The 21,725-nt window shown below is 46.5% G+C and carries 20 protein-coding genes; 12 read left to right on the top strand and 8 right to left on the bottom strand.

Annotated elements, in window-relative coordinates; all coding sequences use genetic code 11:
- Positions 1-12 precede the first annotated feature (12 nt).
- Entirely contained in the window at positions 13-2,415 is a 2,403-nt protein-coding gene (locus tag P6574_RS20160; RefSeq protein WP_310621993.1) for a plasma-membrane proton-efflux P-type ATPase, read from the top strand.
- A gap of 81 nt (positions 2,416-2,496) precedes the next feature.
- On the opposite strand, the gene P6574_RS20155 is transcribed toward P6574_RS20160, so the two are convergent.
- Positions 2,497-2,841, bottom strand: a complete 345-nt coding sequence (locus P6574_RS20155; protein WP_310621992.1) for a putative quinol monooxygenase — start codon at positions 2,839-2,841, stop codon at positions 2,497-2,499.
- A gap of 30 nt (positions 2,842-2,871) precedes the next feature.
- On the bottom strand, positions 2,872-3,612 hold the full coding sequence (locus P6574_RS20150) for an SDR family NAD(P)-dependent oxidoreductase (protein WP_310621991.1): 741 nt from the start codon (positions 3,610-3,612) through the stop codon (positions 2,872-2,874).
- Positions 3,613-3,716: 104 nt separating this feature from the next.
- On the opposite strand from P6574_RS20150, the gene P6574_RS20145 reads away from it, so the two are divergent.
- Positions 3,717-4,331, top strand: coding sequence for a TetR/AcrR family transcriptional regulator (locus P6574_RS20145; RefSeq protein WP_310621990.1), 615 nt, complete (start codon positions 3,717-3,719; stop codon positions 4,329-4,331).
- 24 nt (positions 4,332-4,355) lie between these two features.
- Here P6574_RS20145 and P6574_RS20140 read toward each other — a convergent pair whose 3' ends face one another.
- The 4 genes from P6574_RS20140 to P6574_RS20125 form a co-directional block, all read right to left on the bottom strand.
- Positions 4,356-4,832 (bottom strand): hypothetical protein, encoded by a 477-nt coding sequence (locus P6574_RS20140; protein ID WP_310621989.1) that lies wholly within the window; start codon positions 4,830-4,832, stop codon positions 4,356-4,358.
- Complete coding sequence (locus P6574_RS20135) at positions 4,829-5,608, bottom strand: DUF2092 domain-containing protein (RefSeq protein ID WP_310621988.1); 780 nt, start codon at positions 5,606-5,608, stop codon at positions 4,829-4,831. Before P6574_RS20135 ends, P6574_RS20140 begins: the two co-directional genes overlap by 4 nt.
- Positions 5,609-5,711: 103 nt before the next feature.
- On the bottom strand, positions 5,712-6,755 hold the full coding sequence (locus P6574_RS20130) for an acyltransferase family protein (RefSeq protein ID WP_310621987.1): 1,044 nt from the start codon (positions 6,753-6,755) through the stop codon (positions 5,712-5,714).
- 153 nt (positions 6,756-6,908) lie between these two features.
- Positions 6,909-7,436, bottom strand: a complete 528-nt coding sequence (locus P6574_RS20125; RefSeq protein ID WP_310621986.1) for an FxsA family protein — start codon at positions 7,434-7,436, stop codon at positions 6,909-6,911.
- Between the two features lie 286 nt (positions 7,437-7,722).
- On the opposite strand from P6574_RS20125, the gene P6574_RS20120 reads away from it, so the two are divergent.
- The 10 genes from P6574_RS20120 (at position 7,723) to P6574_RS20075 (ending at position 19,831) form a co-directional block, all read left to right on the top strand.
- A complete protein-coding gene (locus P6574_RS20120; protein WP_310621985.1) occupies positions 7,723-8,457 on the top strand; it encodes a Tim44/TimA family putative adaptor protein in 735 nt (244 codons plus the stop codon).
- On the top strand, positions 8,454-9,548 hold the full coding sequence (gene mltA / locus P6574_RS20115) for a murein transglycosylase A (RefSeq protein ID WP_310621984.1): 1,095 nt from the start codon (positions 8,454-8,456) through the stop codon (positions 9,546-9,548). Before P6574_RS20120 ends, mltA begins: the two co-directional genes overlap by 4 nt.
- Positions 9,545-10,177: a Smr/MutS family protein gene (locus tag P6574_RS20110; RefSeq protein ID WP_310621983.1), complete on the top strand. Its 633-nt coding sequence runs from the start codon at positions 9,545-9,547 to the stop codon at positions 10,175-10,177. Before mltA ends, P6574_RS20110 begins: the two co-directional genes overlap by 4 nt.
- On the top strand, positions 10,174-10,545 hold the full coding sequence (locus tag P6574_RS20105; protein ID WP_310621982.1) for a helix-turn-helix domain-containing protein: 372 nt from the start codon (positions 10,174-10,176) through the stop codon (positions 10,543-10,545). The genes P6574_RS20110 and P6574_RS20105 overlap by 4 nt, the downstream gene beginning before the upstream one ends.
- Before the next feature lie 95 nt (positions 10,546-10,640).
- Positions 10,641-13,472 carry a [protein-PII] uridylyltransferase gene (locus P6574_RS20100; protein ID WP_310621981.1) on the top strand — a complete coding sequence of 944 codons (2,832 nt, stop codon included), beginning with the start codon at positions 10,641-10,643 and terminating at the stop codon, positions 13,470-13,472.
- Between the two features lie 8 nt (positions 13,473-13,480).
- Positions 13,481-15,037 (top strand): murein biosynthesis integral membrane protein MurJ, encoded by a 1,557-nt coding sequence (gene murJ / locus P6574_RS20095; protein ID WP_310621980.1) that lies wholly within the window; start codon positions 13,481-13,483, stop codon positions 15,035-15,037.
- A 133-nt stretch (positions 15,038-15,170) separates the two neighbouring features.
- Positions 15,171-16,250, top strand: coding sequence for a tryptophan--tRNA ligase (gene trpS / locus P6574_RS20090; protein WP_310621979.1), 1,080 nt, complete (start codon positions 15,171-15,173; stop codon positions 16,248-16,250).
- A 312-nt stretch (positions 16,251-16,562) separates the two neighbouring features.
- The gene (gene trpA / locus P6574_RS20085) at positions 16,563-17,393 is read left to right on the top strand and encodes a tryptophan synthase subunit alpha (protein WP_310621978.1); all 831 of its coding nucleotides are present in this window, start codon (positions 16,563-16,565) and stop codon (positions 17,391-17,393) included.
- Positions 17,394-17,466: 73 nt separating this feature from the next.
- On the top strand, positions 17,467-18,396 hold the full coding sequence (gene accD, locus P6574_RS20080) for an acetyl-CoA carboxylase, carboxyltransferase subunit beta (protein WP_310621977.1): 930 nt from the start codon (positions 17,467-17,469) through the stop codon (positions 18,394-18,396).
- 142 nt (positions 18,397-18,538) lie between these two features.
- Complete coding sequence (locus tag P6574_RS20075; protein WP_310621976.1) at positions 18,539-19,831, top strand: bifunctional folylpolyglutamate synthase/dihydrofolate synthase; 1,293 nt, start codon at positions 18,539-18,541, stop codon at positions 19,829-19,831.
- A gap of 65 nt (positions 19,832-19,896) precedes the next feature.
- Here the strand turns inward: P6574_RS20075 and cysK are convergent, their stop codons facing one another.
- Both cysK and P6574_RS20065 read right to left on the bottom strand, forming a co-directional pair.
- Positions 19,897-20,859, bottom strand: coding sequence for a cysteine synthase A (cysK, locus tag P6574_RS20070; RefSeq protein WP_310621975.1), 963 nt, complete (start codon positions 20,857-20,859; stop codon positions 19,897-19,899).
- Positions 20,860-21,043: 184 nt separating this feature from the next.
- A complete protein-coding gene (locus P6574_RS20065; protein ID WP_310621974.1) occupies positions 21,044-21,700 on the bottom strand; it encodes an HAD family hydrolase in 657 nt (218 codons plus the stop codon).
- Positions 21,701-21,725: the final 25 nt, after the last annotated feature.

Genomic DNA, 21,725 nt, shown 5'->3' with positions numbered 1-21,725 from the left:
AGTGGGCTTTAGATGCACGATCATTCAAATGAAGCCAAAGAAGACAAGTCAGCTACTCTTAGTTTCTCAGAAAGTGGCCTGAGTAGCGATGAAGCGGCTGAACGACTAGAGGCCTATGGCCCAAATGCACTCGAAAAAATATCTACTCCCAAGTGGTTTTTATTTCTGAAAACCTTTTGGGGACCGATACCATGGCTTATTGAAATTGCAGTTGTCCTTTCTGCTGTGATTGGGCACTGGCAGGACTTTTCTATCATCTTATTTCTCTTGGTTTTTAATTCACTCATCGAGTTTACTCAAAGCAGCAAGGCAGCTGATGCGCTAGAAGCGCTCAAGTCTTCCATGGCATTGATCGCGAGGGTAAAAAGGGATGGAAAGTGGCAGGATATTGAAGCTTCAAAACTTGTTCCAGGAGATCTGATCAATATCGAAGGAGGCGATATAATCCCCGCTGACTGTATTATGGGGCCCGGTGAATACCTCTCTGTCGATCAATCCGCGTTAACTGGCGAATCTCTCCCGGTGTTCAGAAAATCTGGTGAAGAGGTATATTCTGGATCCATTGTAAAGAAGGGGTCGATGAACGCGTTTGTAAATAAAACCGGATCATCTACCTACTTTGGAAGCACTGCCAAGCTTGTACAAACTGCCGGCAATAAATCGCATTTCGAGGCTTCAGTCCTTTCAATTGGGCGCTATCTGATCTTTGGGACTTTGTTGCTTTCTCTCTTCATAATCTTCAAGGAAGTTTATAATTCACGCGATATTTTCAGTATAATTGAGCTGGTATTGGTGCTAGTCATAGCGTCCATTCCTGTAGCTATGCCAGCGGTTCTGTCTGTTACTATGGCTTTGGGTGCCATTGCCCTTTCCAAAAAACAAGCCATAGTTTCTCATTTACAAGCGATTGAAGAGCTTGCTGCGGTAGACACGCTTTGCTCAGATAAAACCGGAACTCTCACGAAAAACGAGCTCGCCCTAAAAGAGCCAATTCTGTTTGCTGCCTCATCTGAAAAAGGCTTAATTCTATCAGCAGCCCTCGCCTCACGAACCCAAGATAAAGACCCTATAGATATCTTGATTTCCAATAGCGCAGCAGCAGATGAACTTCAATCATATCATCAAGAGAGCTTCACTCCCTTTGACCCCGTAATAAAACGAACCGAAGCCACAATTGCTTTTGGAGATGATCATTTCATGGTCACGAAAGGGGCTCCAAAGGTAATTATAGATCTATGCAAAGATGAGGAACAGGTAAAAGCAGAAGCGTTAAAAAGCGTCGCGCTCCTAGCTCAACAAGGGCTTCGTTCACTGGCGGTCGCCAGAAGTGACACGAAAGGCGACCTGCAGCTACAAGGAATTCTCTCCTTGTATGACCCACCTAGAGATGATTCCAAGGAGGTGCTTCGGCAAACTATTTCCAATGGCATAAATGTAAAAATGATCACGGGTGATGATCTTGCCATTGGCAAGGAGATCGCGGGAGAGTTGGGACTTGGCACAGATCTTCACTTGGCTGATAAAGTCTTCCAAGATGTAGATGATATCAATGGCTTACCGGAGTCCATCGAAACTGAGATTGCAAACGCCGACGGTTTTGCAGGTGTTTTCCCAGAGCATAAGTATGCGATTGTCAGGTCACTGCAAAAGCAAGGCAAGATCGTCGCCATGACAGGCGATGGGGTTAATGATGCTCCAGCGTTAAAGCAGGCAGATGTGGGAATTGCCGTCTCAGGAGCAACCGATGCCGCCCGCTCTGCGGCTGATCTCATACTAACCTTACCGGGTCTTTCCGTAATAACGGAGGCTATTGAAGAGTCTAGGAAAATTTTCCTAAGAATGATCAGTTATGTCAACTACCGCGTAGCTATGACGATAAACCTGATGGCATTCGTCGCATCATCTGTCCTATTCCTTGAAGTTGTACCACTCACACCGATTATGATTGTTATGTTGGCTTTGTTAGATGACATCCCGATCATGACAATTGCCTATGACAACACGCACCTTTCTAAAGCTCCAATGAAGTGGCAGATCAAAAAGGTGCTCTTTCTGACAACGATTTTAGGTTTGTTTTCAGTGATAGAGAACTTTATTCTCATGTCTTTGGTCCAGCAGTACTTTATGGCTAGTGCTGATACCATGAAAACCACTATGTTCTTGCAGTTGGTTGTTGCAGGGCACCTGCTTTTGTTCATATGCAGACATGAAGGCTGGTTCTGGCAATTCCCACTCCCGTCCCCCATACTCTTTTCAAGCATCGTTACCACACAGCTTATAGCCGTATTGGTTTGTAAACTCGGCTTATTAGTGCCCCCCATTACTTGGGAAATAATCGGTTTTGTTTGGGCATATGCTCTTCTGTGGATGTTGATTTTGAACATAGTTCGAAAAACTGTCCAAAAATTTCAATAGGTTCCATAGATAGATAGTAAAATATAGTCCGTATCCCAGTAATGGAGCCTACCTCCTTACAAAGAGGCAGGCTATTGGAGCTTATAAAAGCTGCCCACTCTTGCTTTCATGGAAGGCGTAGTCACTGCGCACAGGGCTAAAATACTCACGCGTCAATGGCTTTTCCAAAAAGCTCTGTAGCTTTTTAAAATAGGAAGTGAAGTAAGGGCGGTGAAGTTGCACTTGTTCGAAATATTCCAAGCCTCGCCATGTTTCAAACAGCATTATACTTCTGGGATCATCTTGGGCATGGAGCATACTGGTATTAATAAACTCCTTTTCAAGGCGCATCCTATCAAGAACAGGTTTGATTGCACTATAGAAATTCTGTTCCTGACCTTCCTTCAAATACATTTTCACCACGACAACGAAAGGCTCTCCACTCATCTTGTATCTCCCATAACCGGAGCATGAAGTTTAGGCATTTGTGCCTCCATCACTTGTAAACTCTGCCCCGGTTACAAAATGGCTTTCTTCACTTGCAAGCCAAGCAACAAGGCTGGCAATATCTTTCGGATCCCCATAGCGGGGGATCGCCATGGCACTACGCTGCACATCTGCAAAAGGGCCATCAGCAGGGTTCATATCCGTATCAGTGGAACCTGGATGAATGATGTTTGCTGTGATCCCACGGGGTCCCAGATCCCGAGCAATACTCTTAGTGAAACCAACCAGAGCAGCTTTACTCAAATTATAAAGGCTAAGGCCCGGCATACCTGCTCGGCCCACAAGGTTTGAACCAATTGAAATAATTCGGCCGTTTTCCGGCATATGAACAGCAGCCGTTTGGGATGCAAAGAAGGTGGCTCTGGTATTTACCGAGATCGTTTTCTCAAAGTCTTCATAGGTGGATTCTTCAAAGGGTTTAACTGTGAAAATACCGGCATTGTTGACGAGAATGTCTATTTTCCCAAACCAGCTCGCAACTTGATCTACCGCACTCACTACAGCTTTTACATCAACACTGTCAGCGCAAACCGGAAGACACTTGCGGCCCAGTTTCTCTACCCCAGCAGCGATAGCCTGTGCCGCAGTAGCCGAGTTTACATAGGTAAACCCTACGTCAGCCCCCTCTTGGGCAAGCCGTTTTACAATGGCAGCTCCCATACCACGGCTTCCACCAGTAACGAGTGCAACTTTTCCATTCAGATCGCTCATTCTTTAAATTCCATTTTTGTAACGATTGACACATAATTGAATAATGGGCTTGAGAATGATGGTCAACTGTTTTATTTGATGATCGTTACATAAAGAGGAGCAACATGACTTCCAGAGGCCGGCCAAGAAAATTCGATAGAGACGCAGCGCTTAAAAGCGCAATGGTACTTTTCTGGGAGCAAGGATATGAAACCACCTCCATGAGCGACTTGGTAAGTTCCATGGGGATCAACTCTCCCAGCATATATGCAGCATTTGGCAGTAAGGAAGCGCTCTTTCTAGAGGCCCTGAAATTATACTGCCAGACGGATGGCGCTAGGGTTTGGGATGCGATGACGCAAGAAATTTCTGCCTTCAAAGCCGTTGAAGCTATGCTCATAACGAGCGCCAGAGAGTATACACGGAGTGATCGCCCTCACGGCTGCTTTGTTATTCTAGAGGCCCTCCACGGCCATGCAGGAAATGAAAGCATTCGCCAAGAGCTCTGCACCCTGCGGTCCGCAAATATCCGCAGATTAGCTCAGTATTTGGATCACAGTATGAGCGACAAAGAACAGGCACCTGATCTTGATTGGCAGGCCATCGCCCGCTTCATTGTGACCTTGCAGCAAGGCATGTCTATACAAGCGAGAGATGGAGAAACGATTGAAAATCTCTTAGAGGTCGCGAAACAAGGTACAAAGTGCTTTGAGTATCTTGTTGGCATACAGACCACATAGGCGGAGTGTAGGCCACTCCAGTTATTACAGAGGAAGAAAGCCGGTCTGGTTTTTTATTATGATGGGCCGATAGGTCATGGCACCACACTCGAAAACCAGTGTTTTTTCGATCAATGCTTCTTCGCAGCCTTTTGGAAGATCATAGATCACGCCTTCATCATGCCCCCCAAAAAACAGGTTTTCAGCATGATCCAGTTCACTAGGGCCAACAGTTTGGCGCAATTCAAAAACGGAGACCAGTAGATTTCCCTTTGCTTGATGCCTCCTGTTTTCCAGGCCCCATAATCCAAGCTGACTATCTTTTGTGCTCGTAGCAGCCCCTAAATGCCTGCCATATTCTTCAGCTTCTAAAGTTTTGGGCTTAGGCGTCGTCTCCAAAGGGCCATTATGGGGTTTGGCATTCAAAGCTGTGATATCAATCACTGGTACTTGGAAAGAAGATAGGGCATAGGCGACTAAACCTACCGCAAGAACAGACAAAACTACAAAAAATCTAGTCATAGTCCCCCCTCTTCCGCTTCACTTTCAGTAGACGTAAGTACCTGACTAGAAAAACTTTTGGCGCCCTTAGGAGGAGAAAATTCAAAAAGATCGCTTTTAAGGACAGATGATATTTTCCACTCACTAAACTTCATATGAGTTTGAGGTTCGCCCTCAATCTGATTGTAGGTCACAATCATATAAACTGGAAGTTTGGATTTCCTATCAACCCAGACTTGCCAGTCAATTGGATCACTGAAGTAAGCAAGGTGGTGTGCGGGGCCACTTTGTAACCTCTCCAAGCCAATATAGGAGGAGTGTTTGGCCCACCTTTCCATATCATCGCGAAAATGCTTTGTAACCAAATCGACACCGGGAAGTGTCAGCTGGTATTTTTCTCGCAAGACGGAGAATATGTCTTTGTCATCAAGGTCTATTTTCTCTGTCTTATATAAACTCCTTGTGACATCAAGGTATGAAAAATTACCTTCATTATAAAATATCCGGCTAACCCCATTCACCCTCGGAAGATCAAGAACAACCTTGTCTTCCTCTGCCAACTCTACAGAATACTTGTAGAAAAAATTCAGTGTTTCGAGGTTCTTAAAAATACGTTCTTCACTCACGAAAACGGTAAACTTAATTTGCTTGGCCTTGCCAATCTTCGATAATGCTTCAATTAGCATTACCTTGGCCCTCTCCTGTGTTTCTGCATGGGCCTTTCCAAAACCAAACAAAGCCAGCACAGCACACAGAGCAAAACACGTTAGTTTCTTTTTAAAATTAAACCAGGCCACAAGAAGTTTCCCACTCTGACTTCAAGATACTTCAAAACATCTGACGAATAGCTTTGAGTCACTCACTTTAGTGGCATCAAGTAAAAATCCCTCTAACCTATGGCTAAGAAGCCTCATAGTTCTCTTGCAAGTTTCCTCGTCCTCTCATGTGAGCCCAACCGGGCCGCGCAAAAAGAAACTTTCCCAGACCATATTTTTGAATACACCACCATAATAAAAGAGGCCCGCAAACCGCCGAAAACGTCACCAAGGCGGATAGAACATCAATACTTGGAAAAATGGCTGGCAAAACCATACGGGAAACGGCCATTGGAAAGAAAAAACTCAAATAGATAACCAAAGAATTTCTGCCACAGCCCCTTATAAACGCAAAACCCCTAGCCTTCGTAATTAAGGCAGACACACATACCACGGCAATAGCGCCCAACCCTCCCAAACACAGGGATACGGCGGGATGGGTATCTTCTCCGTAAAAGACCAGATATCCATTCAAGAACGCCCAGAAAACCAAGAAAAGAGAGGCGAGTGATTTTTGTTCCTTCACACGGGAAGCTACTTTAAAAATTAAGGGAGAAAAGCTGAAACCAATATAAAAATAGATGAAATACTGTGTGAAATTATCAAGGACCAGCCACCCACTATCTACATTCGCGACCTGCATTCCTATAGTAGAACAAATAGCGATAAGGGCGGGAACTTTAGAATCATGAAGGAGTTTAATGGAGATAAAAAACAAAGGAAGAATATAGATAAACCAAAGGGTTCCAAAGGGCTCTATAAAAGAGAGGAGATACAGTTTCAAAACTTCGCTCCAACCGTATTCACCGGTGAATGAAGGAAGTTTCAATACAAACTGGATGGAAAGCCATAAAATGTAGAAATACGCAAAATGCAGGAGTTTCCTATCAAGATAGGTTACCCAGTTTTGCTGAACAGTCCGGACTATAAATAGTCCAGAAATCATAAAAAATGCAGGCATTCTAAATGGTTTAGCGAAAGCAACCAGATCGCCCATCCAGCCGGTCGAACCAAGTGCCGCTTCCACGCCAAGCGTGGAGTGCATCATTACCACAAAAATGATGCAGATGCCCTTCGCATAATCAACCCAATCTACTCGATCCGCTTTTGTAGCAGTTGAATGCCCCATACCACCCCATCTGTAAAAAGAGATAGGGTTTACTTTAAATAGAATTTTATCAAAGTGGTGCGCTAGATATCACTGAATCAATTAGATTTGTTTTCTTGGTTAATGGTGGCGGAAAGAGGCCCATGTACCTTTTGCAGATACTTTTTGCTAGGTTTATTCATTTCGCCACGGGCTAATTCGATCAGTACCACCAGTATTCTGTTTTGAAGTTGTCTCGTCATCTTCTTGATTGTGACGAGAAGATTGCCAGTCATCTTCATCCAAATCCACGACACCGTCACGGTTTCGTGGCCGGGAATACCCATCAACATTGACGTTTTTAATCGTCATGTTCGCCGCAAGATATCGGCCAATCGCGCTACGTACGGGCGGGATAAACAGAATAAGGCCGATAGAATCAGTAAAGAAACCGGGTATTAAGAGCATTATGCCCGCGACCACAATCATCGCCCCATGCATTATTTCTTCATTGGGTACCCGACCCGCATCAAGCTCTTTGCGCATTTTCATCAGCAGGCTTAGGCCCTGATAGCGCAGTAAAGCAGTGCCCGCCACGGCAGATGCCACCGTCAGCAAAATTGTGGGAAGTGCGCCGATAGCACTACCAACTTGAATAAAAAGATAAATTTCGATCGTTGGGACCAAAATAAAGGCGGCAAGAATAATCAGTCCGATTGGCATTTGTCTCGTTTCATTTCGTTCTAACCCTTCATAAATAGGTACATTTGTTTCATATTACGAGTGCCGAAAAGCCCATGAAGGTATATTAGAGGATTGCGTCTAACAAAGTGAAAATACAAAATATTATTTTTATGGGCTTTTGCCCTCCTTTTGACTGGAAGTTGCGCGAAGAAACCTTAAATTAGTGACAGACACTATAAAAATCGTTAGAGCCACATAACTTTAGTGGTCCTGCTGGGGTGGTAGAACCTCGGTACGTGGATAAGGGATTGGTCGGTAGCACGGCATGAGCGAAATTTTCGACGTATATAACATCATATTTCTAGTAGCAGCCGTGTTGATTTTTCTCCGGCTCCGTTCTGTACTTGGCAAACGTACTGGGAGCGAAAGACCTCCGTTTGACCCCTATTCCATCCGACAGGACAAGGATCAGACACGCGCCTCCAAAACCAGCGATAATGTAATACAGATGCCTGGTAATGAAGAGAAGCAGTCGTCACAACAAAATACCGAAGAGCTCAAAGCACAAGCCCAAACTGCTATCAATCAGGTTGCGCCTGAAGGGTCTGACCTACACCAGAAGCTCAGCCAGATTCTGGAATACGAACCAGGGTTCAACCCAAAGGAATTTCTCAAAGGGGCCGGCATGGCCTACGAGATGATCATTGTTGCATTTGCGCAAGGTGACACGAAAGCACTGAAAGACCTGCTCTCCGAAGATGTTTACGCGGGCTTTACCCAAGCAATTAATGACAGAAACTCCCGCGGGGAAACCGTAGAATCAACCTTCATTGGCATTGATCGCTCCAGCATCCAAGATGTTCAGCTGGTTGACAAAAAAACCCACATCACCGTCCGTCTGACGAGCCAGCTCATTTCAGTGACAAAAAACTCGGATGGGCAAGTCATCGATGGCGACCCAACACAGGTGAGCAACGTTACGGATATCTGGACATTTAGCCGCGTCTTGGGCTCCAATGATCCAAACTGGAAACTTGTGGCAACTGAATCGGTAGGATGATTGGACAGCCTGTACATCGGCTTCCGAAATTCTTAGTAAACCTTCTTTTCATAGTTTGTCTGGCTCAAGTACTTTTGGCCGCAAACAGCAAAGCTTTTGCAAAAGAAACATTCGTTCCGATTAGCTATTTAGAAATTCCCAATTGGGCTGCAGAGGATCACTCTGCGGCCTTTTCCGTGTTTTCCAAACATTGCCAACGACTTCTGGAACTACCGGACAAGGGCTTCCATATTGTTTGTAAAAAAGCCCTTGAGATGGATCAGGCGGAGACAAAAAGTTTCAGAGACTTTTTCGAGCGCCACTTTCAAGCCTACAAGATCTCGAAAAACGGCTTCATAACGGGGTATTATCAACCCGAAGTAGACGCATCACTACATCAGACAGATCAATACAACATTCCTCTTTATAGATTCCCTAAAGGGGTCAAAAACCTTCCAGACAGGCAAGCAGTCATGGAGGGAGCACTATCGAATAAAGGTCTTGAACTTGTTTGGTTAAAAGACCCAGTCGAAGCCTTCTTTATTGCCATTCAGGGCTCCGCTCTTTTAAGAATGCAGGACAAGAGCCTCTACAGTCTTCGCTATGCAGGGAAATCCGGTCACCCCTATACTCCCATTGGCCGTATCTTGATCGAAAAAGGTGATATTTCCAGAGACAAGATGTCGATGCAGGCAATTAAAAGCTGGCTCAATGCACATCCAGAGCAAATTGATGATATTTTGACCCAGAACAAGTCCTATATCTTCTTTGATCTTATTAAAATTGAGCGGAAGAACTCAGCTCCAATCGGTGGAGCTGGGCTTCCTTTGAAGGCCGGTTACAGCCTTGCCGTTGACCTTAATTTCCACGGGTATGGTACGCCTATATTTCTGAGCGGTTCTAACGTTCCTGTTACACAACAGAGTGCGCCTTTTGCCCGTCTGCTCATAGCTCAGGATACTGGCTCCGCAATTATAGGGGCCGCGCGCGGTGATCTTTATGTAGGAACTGGTAAAAGTGCAGGTGCACTAGCAGGGCAATTGCAGCATCGTGTCCAGTTTTTTAGTCTGCTTCCCAAAGCCAACGAGATCGCCCTCGAAAGAAAACAATGAATACTAGCGGTCCAAAAAAGAAAAAAGGAAAAGAACTTTCTGCAGAGGACAAACGCCTGTGGAGCAAGGTTGCACAAACTTTAACGCCTCTTCACCCAGAAACGTTCAGCTTTGAGGATATAGATCCACCTAGCCCCGAGATACAAAAGGCGGCTGTAGATCACAAAGCAGCTAAACAACCCCAATTAACATCGACAGAAAAAAATCTGCGTAAATCAGCCCGCTTGGGTACGCCTGTAACTGCGCCGGTTCCGCCACTTGCAAAAATGCCACGCAAAACCCGCAAGCGTGTTGCGAAGGGCGGAGGCCGAATGATTGATGCCCGAATAGATCTTCACGGCCTTACTCAACATCAGGCCCATGATCGTTTACGAGGCTTTTTGCATCACAGTCAGCAGCAAGGTTACGCACTGGTTCTCGTTATAACAGGGAAGGGCACTCCCACTGCCCACAACGCTTACGCGGGAGAGCGCGGCGTGTTACGACGCGTAGTTCCACATTGGTTGTCACTACCTGACTTCCGGCATTTAATAATAGGATTTGAAGCGGCGCACACCTCCCACGGAGGAGACGGAGCCATTTACGTTCAAATACGTAAAAGACGCGATTCATCTAGGGATTACTTATGACTCCATTTGGTGCAAAAATTAGAGAGTTCAGACAAAAGCGCAACATTACATTAAAAGAGATGGCAGCAGCGCTTTCTGTTTCCAGCGCCTACCTTTCTGCCCTTGAGCATGGTAAACGTGGCAAACCTACTTGGTATATGGTTCAAAGGATTATTACCTACTTCAACGTAATTTGGGACGAGGCTGAGGAGCTTCAAAGGCTCGCTGAAGTTTCAAACCCCCGTATCACCATAGATACGGGAGGACTGCACCCCAAAGCGACCGAATTGACGAATGTGCTTTCCAACAAAATTGGCGGATTATCAGAGGAATCGATTGACCATCTTCTACATCAGTTACGCGTTGTCTCAGTGAAAGACAGTCTTTGAAAAGACCATCAGAATCTACGAGGACATAGTTTACAGCTAAACTTCTTTACCTACTAATACCTTGAAGAGACACAATCGAATCTGCGGATAGCGAAATGACCCCTACAACCTTAAACATCGACCACATTCTGGAGGCTGGGCAGCTTCAAGAAGAATTTGACGTTATTGTAAAGGAACAGGGGGGAGACGGGAATAACCCCAAAGTCCGAAACCTTATTCTCTCGCGCCTTAAAGAGGTCCAGTCAAATGGCCGCTCTGAAATTGAGAAAATGCTGCTGGACGATGGGGCAGGGCGGCGATGTTCTGAACGGCTATCTGCTCTTCAGGATCTGATTATCCAGGCAATTTATGATTTTGCACGCTCACATATTTATAGAAACGAAAACCCTAGCAAAGGTGAGCGTATCGCAGTAATTGCGGTGGGGGGCTATGGACGGGGTACGCTTGCCCCACAGTCAGATGTAGACCTGTTGTTTGTCTGGCCCTACAAGAAAACCCCTTGGGGCGAGCAGATGATCGAGTACATCCTTTATCTGCTCTGGGATCTGGGACTTAAGGTAGGTCACTCCACAAGAAGTCTTGATGAATGTATCCATCATGCCCGCGAAGACATAACTGTCCGTACCTCCATACTTGAAGCTCGTCATGTTTGGGGCGACATAGAGCTTTTCGAGCACCTACAGGATCGGTTTGATAAAGAGATCGTAGTTGGCACAGGTGCCGAGTTTATTGCAGAAAAGCTCGCTGAACGCGATGAACGACACGACCGCCAAGGAAACTCACGCTATATGGTGGAGCCGAATGTAAAGGAAGGGAAGGGAGGACAAAGAGATCTCAATACTCTCTTCTGGATTGGCAAATACTTCTACCGTGTTCCCAATGGTGTCGACCTTGTAGACAAAGGTGTCTATTCACGAAGGCAGCTAAACAAGTTTAGGAAAGCCCAAGACTTTCTATGGGCTGTCCGGTGCCATCTGCACTTCCTCACAAAACGGCCCGATGACCGCTTAACATTCGATGTACAGCAAGAAATAGCAGCTCGCCTCGGATATAAAGACCATCCGGGCATGCGGGCCGTTGAACGCTTTATGAAGCACTACTTTCTCGTCGCCAAGGATGTGGGAGATCTTACTCGCATCTTTTCCGCGGCGCTTGAAGAGCAGCATGTAAAGTCTGCTCCTAGGATTTCCCGCTTTTTTGAAAAAATCGTACCTTTCAAAAAGAAGCGCATGCAATCCATCAAGGGTACAAAGGATTTCCTTGCTGTAAATGGGAGAATTGTCGCTGCGAACGATGAAGTCTTTAAAAAAGACCCTGTCAATTTAGTACGTATTTTTTACTTACTGGATACGCAAAATCTGGACATGCATCCCGAACTTCTAAAATGCATTCGCCGCTCGCTGCGCCTGATTACAGATGATCTACGCCAAAATATCCAAGCTAACCGGCTGTTTATTAAGATATTAACCAGTCGTAGCGATCCAGAGGCCGTTCTTCGGGCAATGAGTGAAGCTGGAGTGCTTGGTCGCTTTCTTCCCGAATTCGGAAAAGTCATCGCGATGATGCAGTTTAGTATGTACCATCACTATACTGTTGATGAGCACCTACTAAGGTCCGTTGGCATACTATCCGAAATTGAACGCGGGCTGGGAGAAGATGACCATCCCCTGTCTACGGACCTCATTAAAACAATCCCTAGTCGAAAAGTACTTTATGTTGCCATGTTACTGCATGACATTGCGAAGGGAAGGCCAGAAGATCACTCAATCGAAGGGGCAAGCATTGCAAGAACTATTTGTCCAAGGCTAGGTCTTTCAGTCTCCGAGACTGATACCGTTGCGTGGCTGATCGAGTACCACTTGGAAATGAGTACAATTGCTCAATCCAGAGATTTGAACGACCCTCAGACGATTAAGGATTTTTGCAATAAGGTCCAAAGTCTGGAACGCCTCAAACTTCTCCTCATCCTGACAGTTGCGGATATACGTGCAGTAGGGCCAAAGGTTTTCAATGGTTGGAAAGGCCAGTTGCTGCGGACTCTGTATTTTGAAAGTGAGACCGTGTTATCCGGTGGTCACGGGCAACTGACCAATAAAGAAAAAGTGGAACAGTCCAAAAGAGAACTTTCCACCACACTCGAAGCTCTGCAATGGTCTGATGAAGACATCGAATCCTGCTTGTCCCGGCATTATGACGCGTACTGGTTAAGAGTGGATTTGAACAGAAAAATCCAGCACGCAACGATGATAAGGGAGATGGAGCAGAAAGGGGAGCTTCTTTCAACTCTGATCAAGCCCCATACTTTTGAAGCTGTCACGGAAATTACTGTTGTCGCACCGGACCATCCTCGTCTTCTTTCCATTATTGCTCACGCTTGTTTTGCCTCAGGTGCCAATATTGTGGATGCCCAAATTGACACAACAACGAGTGGCCTTGCAGTTGACACCATTTTCATTCGCCGTGAACTTCCCGAAGATAAAGATGAAAAGCGGCGCGGCGAACGCATAGGCTCCCATATCAAATTGGCCCTGCAAGGATCGGCCCCGAAAATCAGCCGGACACAAATCAAGCAGGCAACCAACCACAGAAGTAAGGCCTTTGAGCTGGACACGACTGTTCACGCGAGCAATTCGTGGTCCCATGACTATACGGTCTTGGAAGTAATAGGGCTTGATAGACCAGGCCTTCTTTTTGATCTGACAAAAGCGATTTCTTCCCTAAATTTGAATATCGCATCCGCACATGTTGTCACATTCGGCGAACGTGCCGTGGATGTTTTCTACGTTACTGACCTGACTGGTGGAAAGGTGAGTAATGTTGGACGCCAAGAAACAATACGCTCCACGCTAATTAAGGCGTTTGAGGGCCAGACAAATACCGAGAAACCTAAAAAGGTCCGTCGGCGTCCCAAAAGACTAGCGAGCTAACTTAATAGATGAATCTCTTCAAAAACTTTGCCAAGGTCGGCGGAGCAACAATGCTCAGTCGGCTACTCGGCTTTTTACGGGATGTGCTCCTTGCTGCCTTTGTTGGCACGGGGCCAGTAGCCGACGCCTTTGTCGTGGCCTTCCGGCTCCCCAATCTTTTCAGACGCCTTTTTGCCGAAGGGGCTTTTAACTCCGCGTTTGTGCCGCTGTTTGGCAGATCCCTAGAAGAGCAGGGAAAGGAAAAAGCCCGTCAGTTTGCAGGTGAAGTGGCTGCGTTCTTGTTCTGGACACTCCTCATTATAACCGCAGTTGCAGAAGTGGCGATGCCTGCCTTAGTGTTAGTGCTGGCACCAGGATTTTTTGAAGAGCCTGACAAATTCGAACTCACGGTTCTTATGTCACGCATCGCATTCCCGTACTTGCTGTTTATGTCTTTACTGGCATTTATCAGTGGTATTTTGAATACCTTCCAGCGATTTACGGCGGCAGCTCTAGCTCCTGTCATGCTTAATGTGGTCATGTCTATTGTCCTGCTTGGAATTGGCCTGAGCGGGCTTCCACCCGGCAAAACTGTAGGCACCATTTTGGTGTGGGGCATAGCGGTTTCAGGAGTGGTTCAACTGGCATTCGTCGCCTTTGATTTACGCCGCCTTGGGTTCAAAATTCCCTTGGTTCGCCCAAAGTGGACACCTAATATCAAACGCCTGTTGGTTTTGGGTCTTCCAGGGGTTATTGCTGGCGGTATTACTCAAATCAATATTACCGTGGGTACAATTATTGCCTCCCTGCAAGACGGGGCCAACTCTTTCCTTTACTACGCAGACAGGGTCTACCAACTCCCTCTGGGGGTGGTCGGCATAGCAATTGGAGTTGTGCTTCTCCCAAGCCTTACCCGGCAACTGCGCTCAGGAAACCTGCTGGAAGCACGCAATTCCCAAAACCGTTCTTTAGAGTTTGCCTTAGCCCTCACATTACCCGCAGCTATCGCCCTACTGGTTATTCCGCACGAAATTATTTCAGTCCTTTTCCAACGTGGGCAATTTGGCGAGGAAGCAGTTCAAAAAACATCGGCGGCACTTGTCGCTTTCGCTGTAGGCTTGCCAGCCTTTGTTGTAAACAAAGTTCTCTCTCCCGCTTATTTCGCTCGGGAGGACACAAAAACCCCTATGGTATTTGCGGCAATAGCAATGGTCGTAAACGTTGTTCTGGCAGTCTCCCTGTTTCCCTATTTAGAGCATGTAGGCATTGCTGTAGCCTCATCGGCGGCAGGTTGGATAAACACCCTTTTATTAGCCATTGTACTTAAAAGAAGGGATCATTTCGAATTCGATACGATTTCTCTTCGCCGAATTCCGCTATTGGTAATCGCCAGTCTTTTGATGGGTGCCGCATTGTGGTTTGGAGCCTTAATGCTAGAACCTTTATATTATTCCGAGTTTTTTGCAGTTCGTGCTGCAGAACTCCTCATTCTTGTAGGTGGCGGAATGGTGTTCTTTGCACTTTTTGTTCAGCTAACTGGAGCCGTAGATTTGCTTGGTCAAATGAAACGTTTACGCCGCCGGTAAGCCAAGGGAATCTATGAAACAGTTTTCGCTTGCGCTTTTTGGTGTACATGTTCATAAAACACCCCGTTTTGCGCAGTAAATGCGCGCCCCCACAGGCCCTTCCAACAGGCCGAAGCTATTAGGGAAATAAATTATGTCGGCTTTTCAGCCTCGCGTTTTCTCCGGTGTTCAACCCACTGGTAACCTGCACCTTGGAAATTACCTCGGCGCTATCTCACGGTTTGTTCCATTACAGGACCAAATGCCCTCCATGTACTGTGTCGTGGATTCCCACGCTATCACTGTATGGCAAAACCCGGAGGAGTTAACGCACAGCACCCGCGAGGTTACTGCAGCTTATCTTGCAGCTGGCGTAGATCCAAAGAAAGCGATTATCTTCAACCAAAGTCAGGTTCGAGAGCACACAGAACTGGCTTGGATTTTCAACTGTATCGCTCGTATGGGCTGGTTGAAACGGATGACCCAGTTCAAAGATAAAGCCGGAAAGAACGCCGAAAACGCTTCCGTTGGCCTGTTTGCCTATCCAAATTTGATGGCTGCCGATATTTTGGCTTATCGCGCAACTCATGTTCCTGTGGGTGATGACCAAAAACAACATCTCGAGCTGACACGCGATATTGCACAGAAGTTCAACAACGACTTTGCAGAGCGTATCAAAGAGCTTGGACTTGGCGTTGCGAACCCAAATCCATCGCCAGAATCGCCAGATGAACTGTATTTTCCAATTACAGAACCAATGATTGCAGGACCTGCAACACGCATTATGAGTCTGCGGGATGGTTCTAAGAAAATGTCAAAGTCTGACCCCTCTGATCTTTCCCGCATCAATCTGACCGATGATGCTGACATGATCGCGAAGAAGATCAAAAAAGCAAAGACAGACGCAGAGCCGCTTCCAAGCGAAGTCGGCGGGCTGGAAGGTCGCAAAGAAGCTGACAATCTGGTTGGTATCTATGCAGCCCTGAGCGGAGACAGTAAGAGTAAGGTACTCGCTGATTTTGGCGGACAGCAGTTCTCAGCATTCAAGCCAGCCCTTTCTGAACTGGCCGTCACCAAGCTGGCGCCAATGGCTGACGAAATGCGCCGTTTGATGGATGATCCTCAAAGTATCGAGGCGGTTCTACGTGATGGCGCAGAGCGTGCCTCAGAAATTGCGGAACCTATTCTGCACGATGTACGTCGTATCCTGGGCTTCCTGGAAGTCCGCCGATAAGCATCCCTTAATTAAGCCCCCATACTAAGAGTGGGGGCTTAAAGTAGTGTTTGGGCGCGTGTCTTTAGCCGGAAACCGATATCCACTTTTAGGCGATACACATTAATCCTCTGATAGTCTCCCGTTCACCTCTACACTGCCGATAAGGTAAACCTCGTTTCTTTCAAACAAACCTGTAAACAACAGAGAATAGTTGGTTAAAATACGGCTATACATGTATGCTTGTTGACAGATTGCCACCTTGCCGCCTACATCCTATGTTGAAGAATTCATAGAACTTTCCTTCGAAACTCTACAGGTGGCTGGAGCTGTATGACAGAAACTCGAATAGACCAATGCTTTGCATCTCTAAAAAAAGAGGGGCGTCCTGCACTCGTAACCTTTATTACGGCTGGAGATCCCGACTTAGAAGTGTCAAGTGAGATACTGGGTGCTCTTCCTGCTGCTGGTAGTGATATAATCGAGCTCGGAATGCCGTTTTCTGACCCGATGGCGGAAGGTATTCCAATTCAGCTTGCTAGCCAGCGCGCTTTATCTAATGGCCAAACCATGGATAAAACCCTGCAAATGGTTCGAGAGTTTCGCAAGAAGGACAATACAACTCCTATTGTACTGATGGGATATTATAACCCCATCTATGTCCGTGGCTCTACAAACTTTGTTAAAGAAGCTAAGGATGCAGGCGCCGATGGGCTCATCATCGTGGATGTTCCTGCTGAAGAAGATCACGAATTATGTATTCCAGCCCTTGAAGGGGGCTTGAATTTTATCCGTTTAGCCACACCTACATCAGATGATGTCCGGCTACCGACAATCTTGAAAAATACATCAGGCTTTGTTTATTACGTATCGGTAACTGGGGTTACCGGCTCTGAGATAAAAAATAAAGCTGATGTTGCCACTGCGGTTAAACGTATAAAGAAGTATACCGATTTGCCCGTTGCTGTAGGGTTTGGCGTTAAAACTGCCGAAGATGCGGCTACAATCGGAAAAGACGCCGATGGCGTTGTCGTAGGTTCAGTTCTGGTTGAAGCAGTTCGCAAGAGCTTGGACCAGAATGAGAAACCAACAGCGCAAACGGTAACTGCGGTTACTGACATCGTAAAGTCTTTACGTTCTGGCGTCGAAAAAGCTAGAAGCTAGACTTTCAACTTTGGCAGCGCAGAGTATTGTGCTGCCCAACATACAATAACATCAACAACTGGCGGGGCTGCCCGTGAACTGGATTAACAACGTCGTTCGACCGAAAATTCGCAGCTTTCTTGAAAAGCGCGAAATGCCGGAGAACCTTTGGATTAAATGCCCTGAAACGGGCGAAATGGTATTTCATAGGGATTTGGAAGCTAACCAATGGGTTATTCCAAACTCTAATTTCCATATGCGCATTTCAGGGGCAAAGCGCTTTGAGTATTTCTTTGATGAGGGGAAATACGATAAAGTTGAAACGCCAGAAGTTGCTTTGGATCCACTCAAATTTCGCGATCAAAAGCGCTATGTTGATCGTCTGAAAGATGCGAAAGCCAAAACAAATCTGGATGATTCCGTCCTCGTGGGCAAAGGTAAGGTGAATGGTCTTGAAATGACCGCAGCCGCACAAGACTTTGCCTTTATGGGTGGCTCATTAGGCATGGCTGCTGGTGATGCAATCATCAAAGGCATGGAAACGGCTGTCGAAAACAAGACACCGTTTATTATGTTCGCAGCCTCGGGCGGAGCACGCATGCAAGAAGGCATTTTGTCTTTGATGCAGTTGCCCCGTACAACAGTTGGCGTGCAAATGCTGCGCGACGCTGGCCTGCCTTACATTGTTGTGCTGACCAACCCGACAACCGGCGGCGTAACAGCTTCCTATGCAATGCTGGGCGATGTGCATATTGCCGAGCCAGGTGCATTGATTGGCTTTGCAGGTCAACGGGTTATCGAGCAAACCATTCGTGAAAAACTTCCAGAAGGTTTCCAGCGTTCCGAATATCTTTGGGAACATGGTATGGTGGACATGGTCGTTCATCGTCACGAAATAAAAGAAACCATTTCGCGAACCTGTAACATTTTGATGAAGCGGGATAAAAGTATTCCGCCACAAGAAGTGACAGATGTGCCCTCCACGGAGGTCTTGCCTTCAACCGAAAGCACAGCACAAGGCTAATTGTGATTTTCTAAGAAACTCCCAATTTCCCTGTTTTATGATAGAGTCCGGCTTGTTGAGCCGGACTTTTTCTTTACCCTTCAATGAATACTCAAGGCAGCTGCACCCCATGAACCTTGTAGAAAACGCCCTTGAACGACTAATGAAATTACATCCAGCCGAAATTGACCTTTCGCTGGAGCGTATGACCAGAGTGCTTGATGCTTTGGGAAACCCTGAAAAGCACCTGCCTCCAGTGTTTCACGTTGCAGGTACCAACGGAAAGGGTTCCACAAGCGCATTTATTCGTGCTCTATTGGAAAGCCTTGGCAAACGCGTTCACGTTTACTCCTCTCCGCATCTTGTTTCATTCAACGAACGCATCCGGTTAGGATCAACAGGCAAGTTTGTTGAAGATGAAAGGCTTCTTGAGGCTTTGGAAGCTGTAGAAAAAGCAGCAGCAGGGCAATCCATTACCTTCTTTGAAGCAACCACCGCTGCCGCCCTGTGGCTTTTTGCTAGTGACCGCGCAGACTATCTGGTTCTTGAAGTGGGGCTTGGCGGAAAGCTTGATGCAACAAATGTCATTAATACCCCCTTAGTCAGCGTGATAACCCCCATCGCCAAAGACCACGAGAACTTCTTAGGAAATAACCTAGAGGACATCGCGAAAGAAAAAGCAGGGATCATAAAGCGGGGGCGACCTATTGTTAGTGCACAGCAGACCAATGCGCCCCACAGGGTGATCGAAAGACAGGCACAAAGGTGCCAAGCACAAATCTATTTCTCCGGACAGGAGTTTGTCTGCTGGGAGGAGGGAGGACGTCTGGTTTATCAAGATGAGCAGGGACTCTTGGAGTTCTCCATGCCCAAACTTGCCGGACACCATCAGGTCGATAATGCTGGCCTTGCAATTGCAGCGTTGAGAACAACAGGTCTTCTGTCAGACATCGATGAACAGCAATCATGCGAGAAAGCTCTGCGCAAGGCAAAGTGGCCAGCCCGCCTGCAACCCCTTTACAAGGGAGATCTTCTCAAACTTCTTCCCGAGTCGACCGAGATATGGATAGATGGGGGACATAACCCTCAGGCTGGTGAGGTCATCTCGTCATTTCTTGCTGATTTGGAAGAAAAGGCTCCAAAGCCCGTCTTTCTGGTGAGCGGAATGATGCAAACCAAAGATCCGATCGGATTCTACCAGTGTTTTGAAGGTTTGGTCAGTCATGTCTATTGCATTCCGCTTTCTTCAACAAATGCTGGTCGCCCACCTGAGGAAATAAAAGCCTTTGCCAAGGCCGCCCGCCTGAAAGCATCTCAGTTTTCAACTCTCTCAGAAGCTTTGACTGACTTGAACAAGAAGCTGGAGAAACTTGACCAGCCTGCTCGTATCCTGTTTTGTGGCTCTTTGTATCTGGCCGGTGAGCTCCTCAAGCTCAATGGAACTCCACCAGAATAAAATTCATTTCGATATAGAAATAACATAGGAAAAGAGGGGGGTACCCCTCTTTTCTGGTCCTTCAATTATTCCATGCCTTCAAACAGCGCGGTTGATAAGTACCGCTCCGCAAAACTTGGAATAATGACGACAATATTCTTGCCCACCATTTCCTCACGTTGTCCGACTTCAATCGCCGCAGATAAAGCTGCGCCGGAAGAAATCCCAACTGGAATACCTTCGGTCCGTGCGACTTCCCGAGCCAGTTCGAAAGCTCTCTCATTTTCCACTGTAACAACTTCATCGTAAACAGAAGTGTCCAGAACAGCAGGAGCAAAGCCTGCACCGATACCTTGAATCTTATGGGGACCCGGTTCACCGCCAGACAGAACAGGACTAGCCGAAGGCTCTACCGCAACAACATGTAGATCAGGATTCTTTTTCTTCAAAACCTGCGACACACCGGTAATGGTCCCGCCTGTCCCAATTCCCGAAACAAACGCATCCACATTGCCACTGGTATCATTCCAGATTTCTTCCGCAGTCGTCTTGCGGTGAATTTCTGGGTTGGCAGGGTTTTCAAACTGCTGCGGAATAACAGAATCCGGTATCTGCGTGCACAATTCATCTGCCTTAGCAATTGCGCCCTTCATGCCCTTTGCTCCCTCGGTCAAAACGAGTTCTGCTCCCAAGAGCTTGAGCATCTTACGCCGTTCAACCGACATGGTTTCAGGCATAACAAGGATAAGACGGTATCCTTTCGAAGCAGCGACAAAAGCAAGAGCAATTCCGGTATTACCAGAGGTCGGCTCAATAAGAGTTGTTTGACCTGGGCTTATTTTACCTGCTTCCTCCATCGCCTCAACCATGGCGACACCAATGCGGTCTTTCACGCTGGAGATCGGATTAAAGAACTCTAGTTTGGCTAGAATATTTGCCTTAACTCCATGCTTTGTAGCTAAGCGATCCAAACGAACAATTGGTGTATTGCCGATTGTTTCGGTGATAGAAGAATAAATTTTGCCGCGGCCAGCTGCTGAAGCACTCATCGAAATCCTCCAAGTTTATTATTAGATCAATCTAGGTGATACAAATTATCTTGAATGCACTTTAGGACGCATATTTGAATGAGGCTAGGCTAGATAAATAGTAAAACCAAACCAAAAAGAAATTTACTACCAGAACCGGCTATAAATTTAGAAATACATGCCCATTAAAGTAGATATTAGAATTCTATAATAAGTGTAAAAGCCTCGGAAGCTCCCTCATATCTGAAAAAGGCGTAGCTCCAGAACCGATGACTTGCTCTTGATCCAAAAAAGAATTCTGCATATACGCCAAGACACTCATGCCTGCGGCCTTTGCCCCGACTATGCCCGCCATACTATCTTCTATGACAACGCACTGATCGGGAGTGTATCCCATTTCACGGGCCGCATAGAGGAACACATCGGGCGCGGGCTTACCATTTTCAACATCTTGAGCGGAATAGAGAACCTCTTGAAAATATTTAAGTAAACCAGCTGCCCCAAGCGTGGTGTGCATTTTTGCATAGCTTCCGGAGGAGGCAACACAAAAGGGAACAGAGCACTCTTTCAATCTCAATATCTGGCCTTCAATATTCGCGATAGGGTCTATGCCTTTTTGAAATGCCTTTATATCCGCTTGCCGAACCTGATCGATCCAGTTGATAGGCAGAAGACAAGCTGAAAGCGTTTCCAGCTCTCCCTTCACAGCCCCTAAAGACAACCCCTGAAAGCGTCTTTGGCACTCCTCAGGGGACAGGTCTAACCCCAAGTCCTCAGCAAATCTTGATAGGATTTCATTGGCAATCGTTTCGGTATCTACCAAAACACCGTCACAATCAAAAATTACCAATCTTGGAGGCATGATGAGTTACTCCCAATAAGACCTT

This window comes from Pseudovibrio sp. M1P-2-3 (assembly GCF_031501865.1).
In the GTDB taxonomy this organism is placed as follows: domain Bacteria; phylum Pseudomonadota; class Alphaproteobacteria; order Rhizobiales; family Stappiaceae; genus Pseudovibrio; species Pseudovibrio corallicola.
The sequence above is the reverse complement of the archived record's forward strand: the minus strand, read 5'-3'. Positions and strand labels throughout refer to the sequence as shown.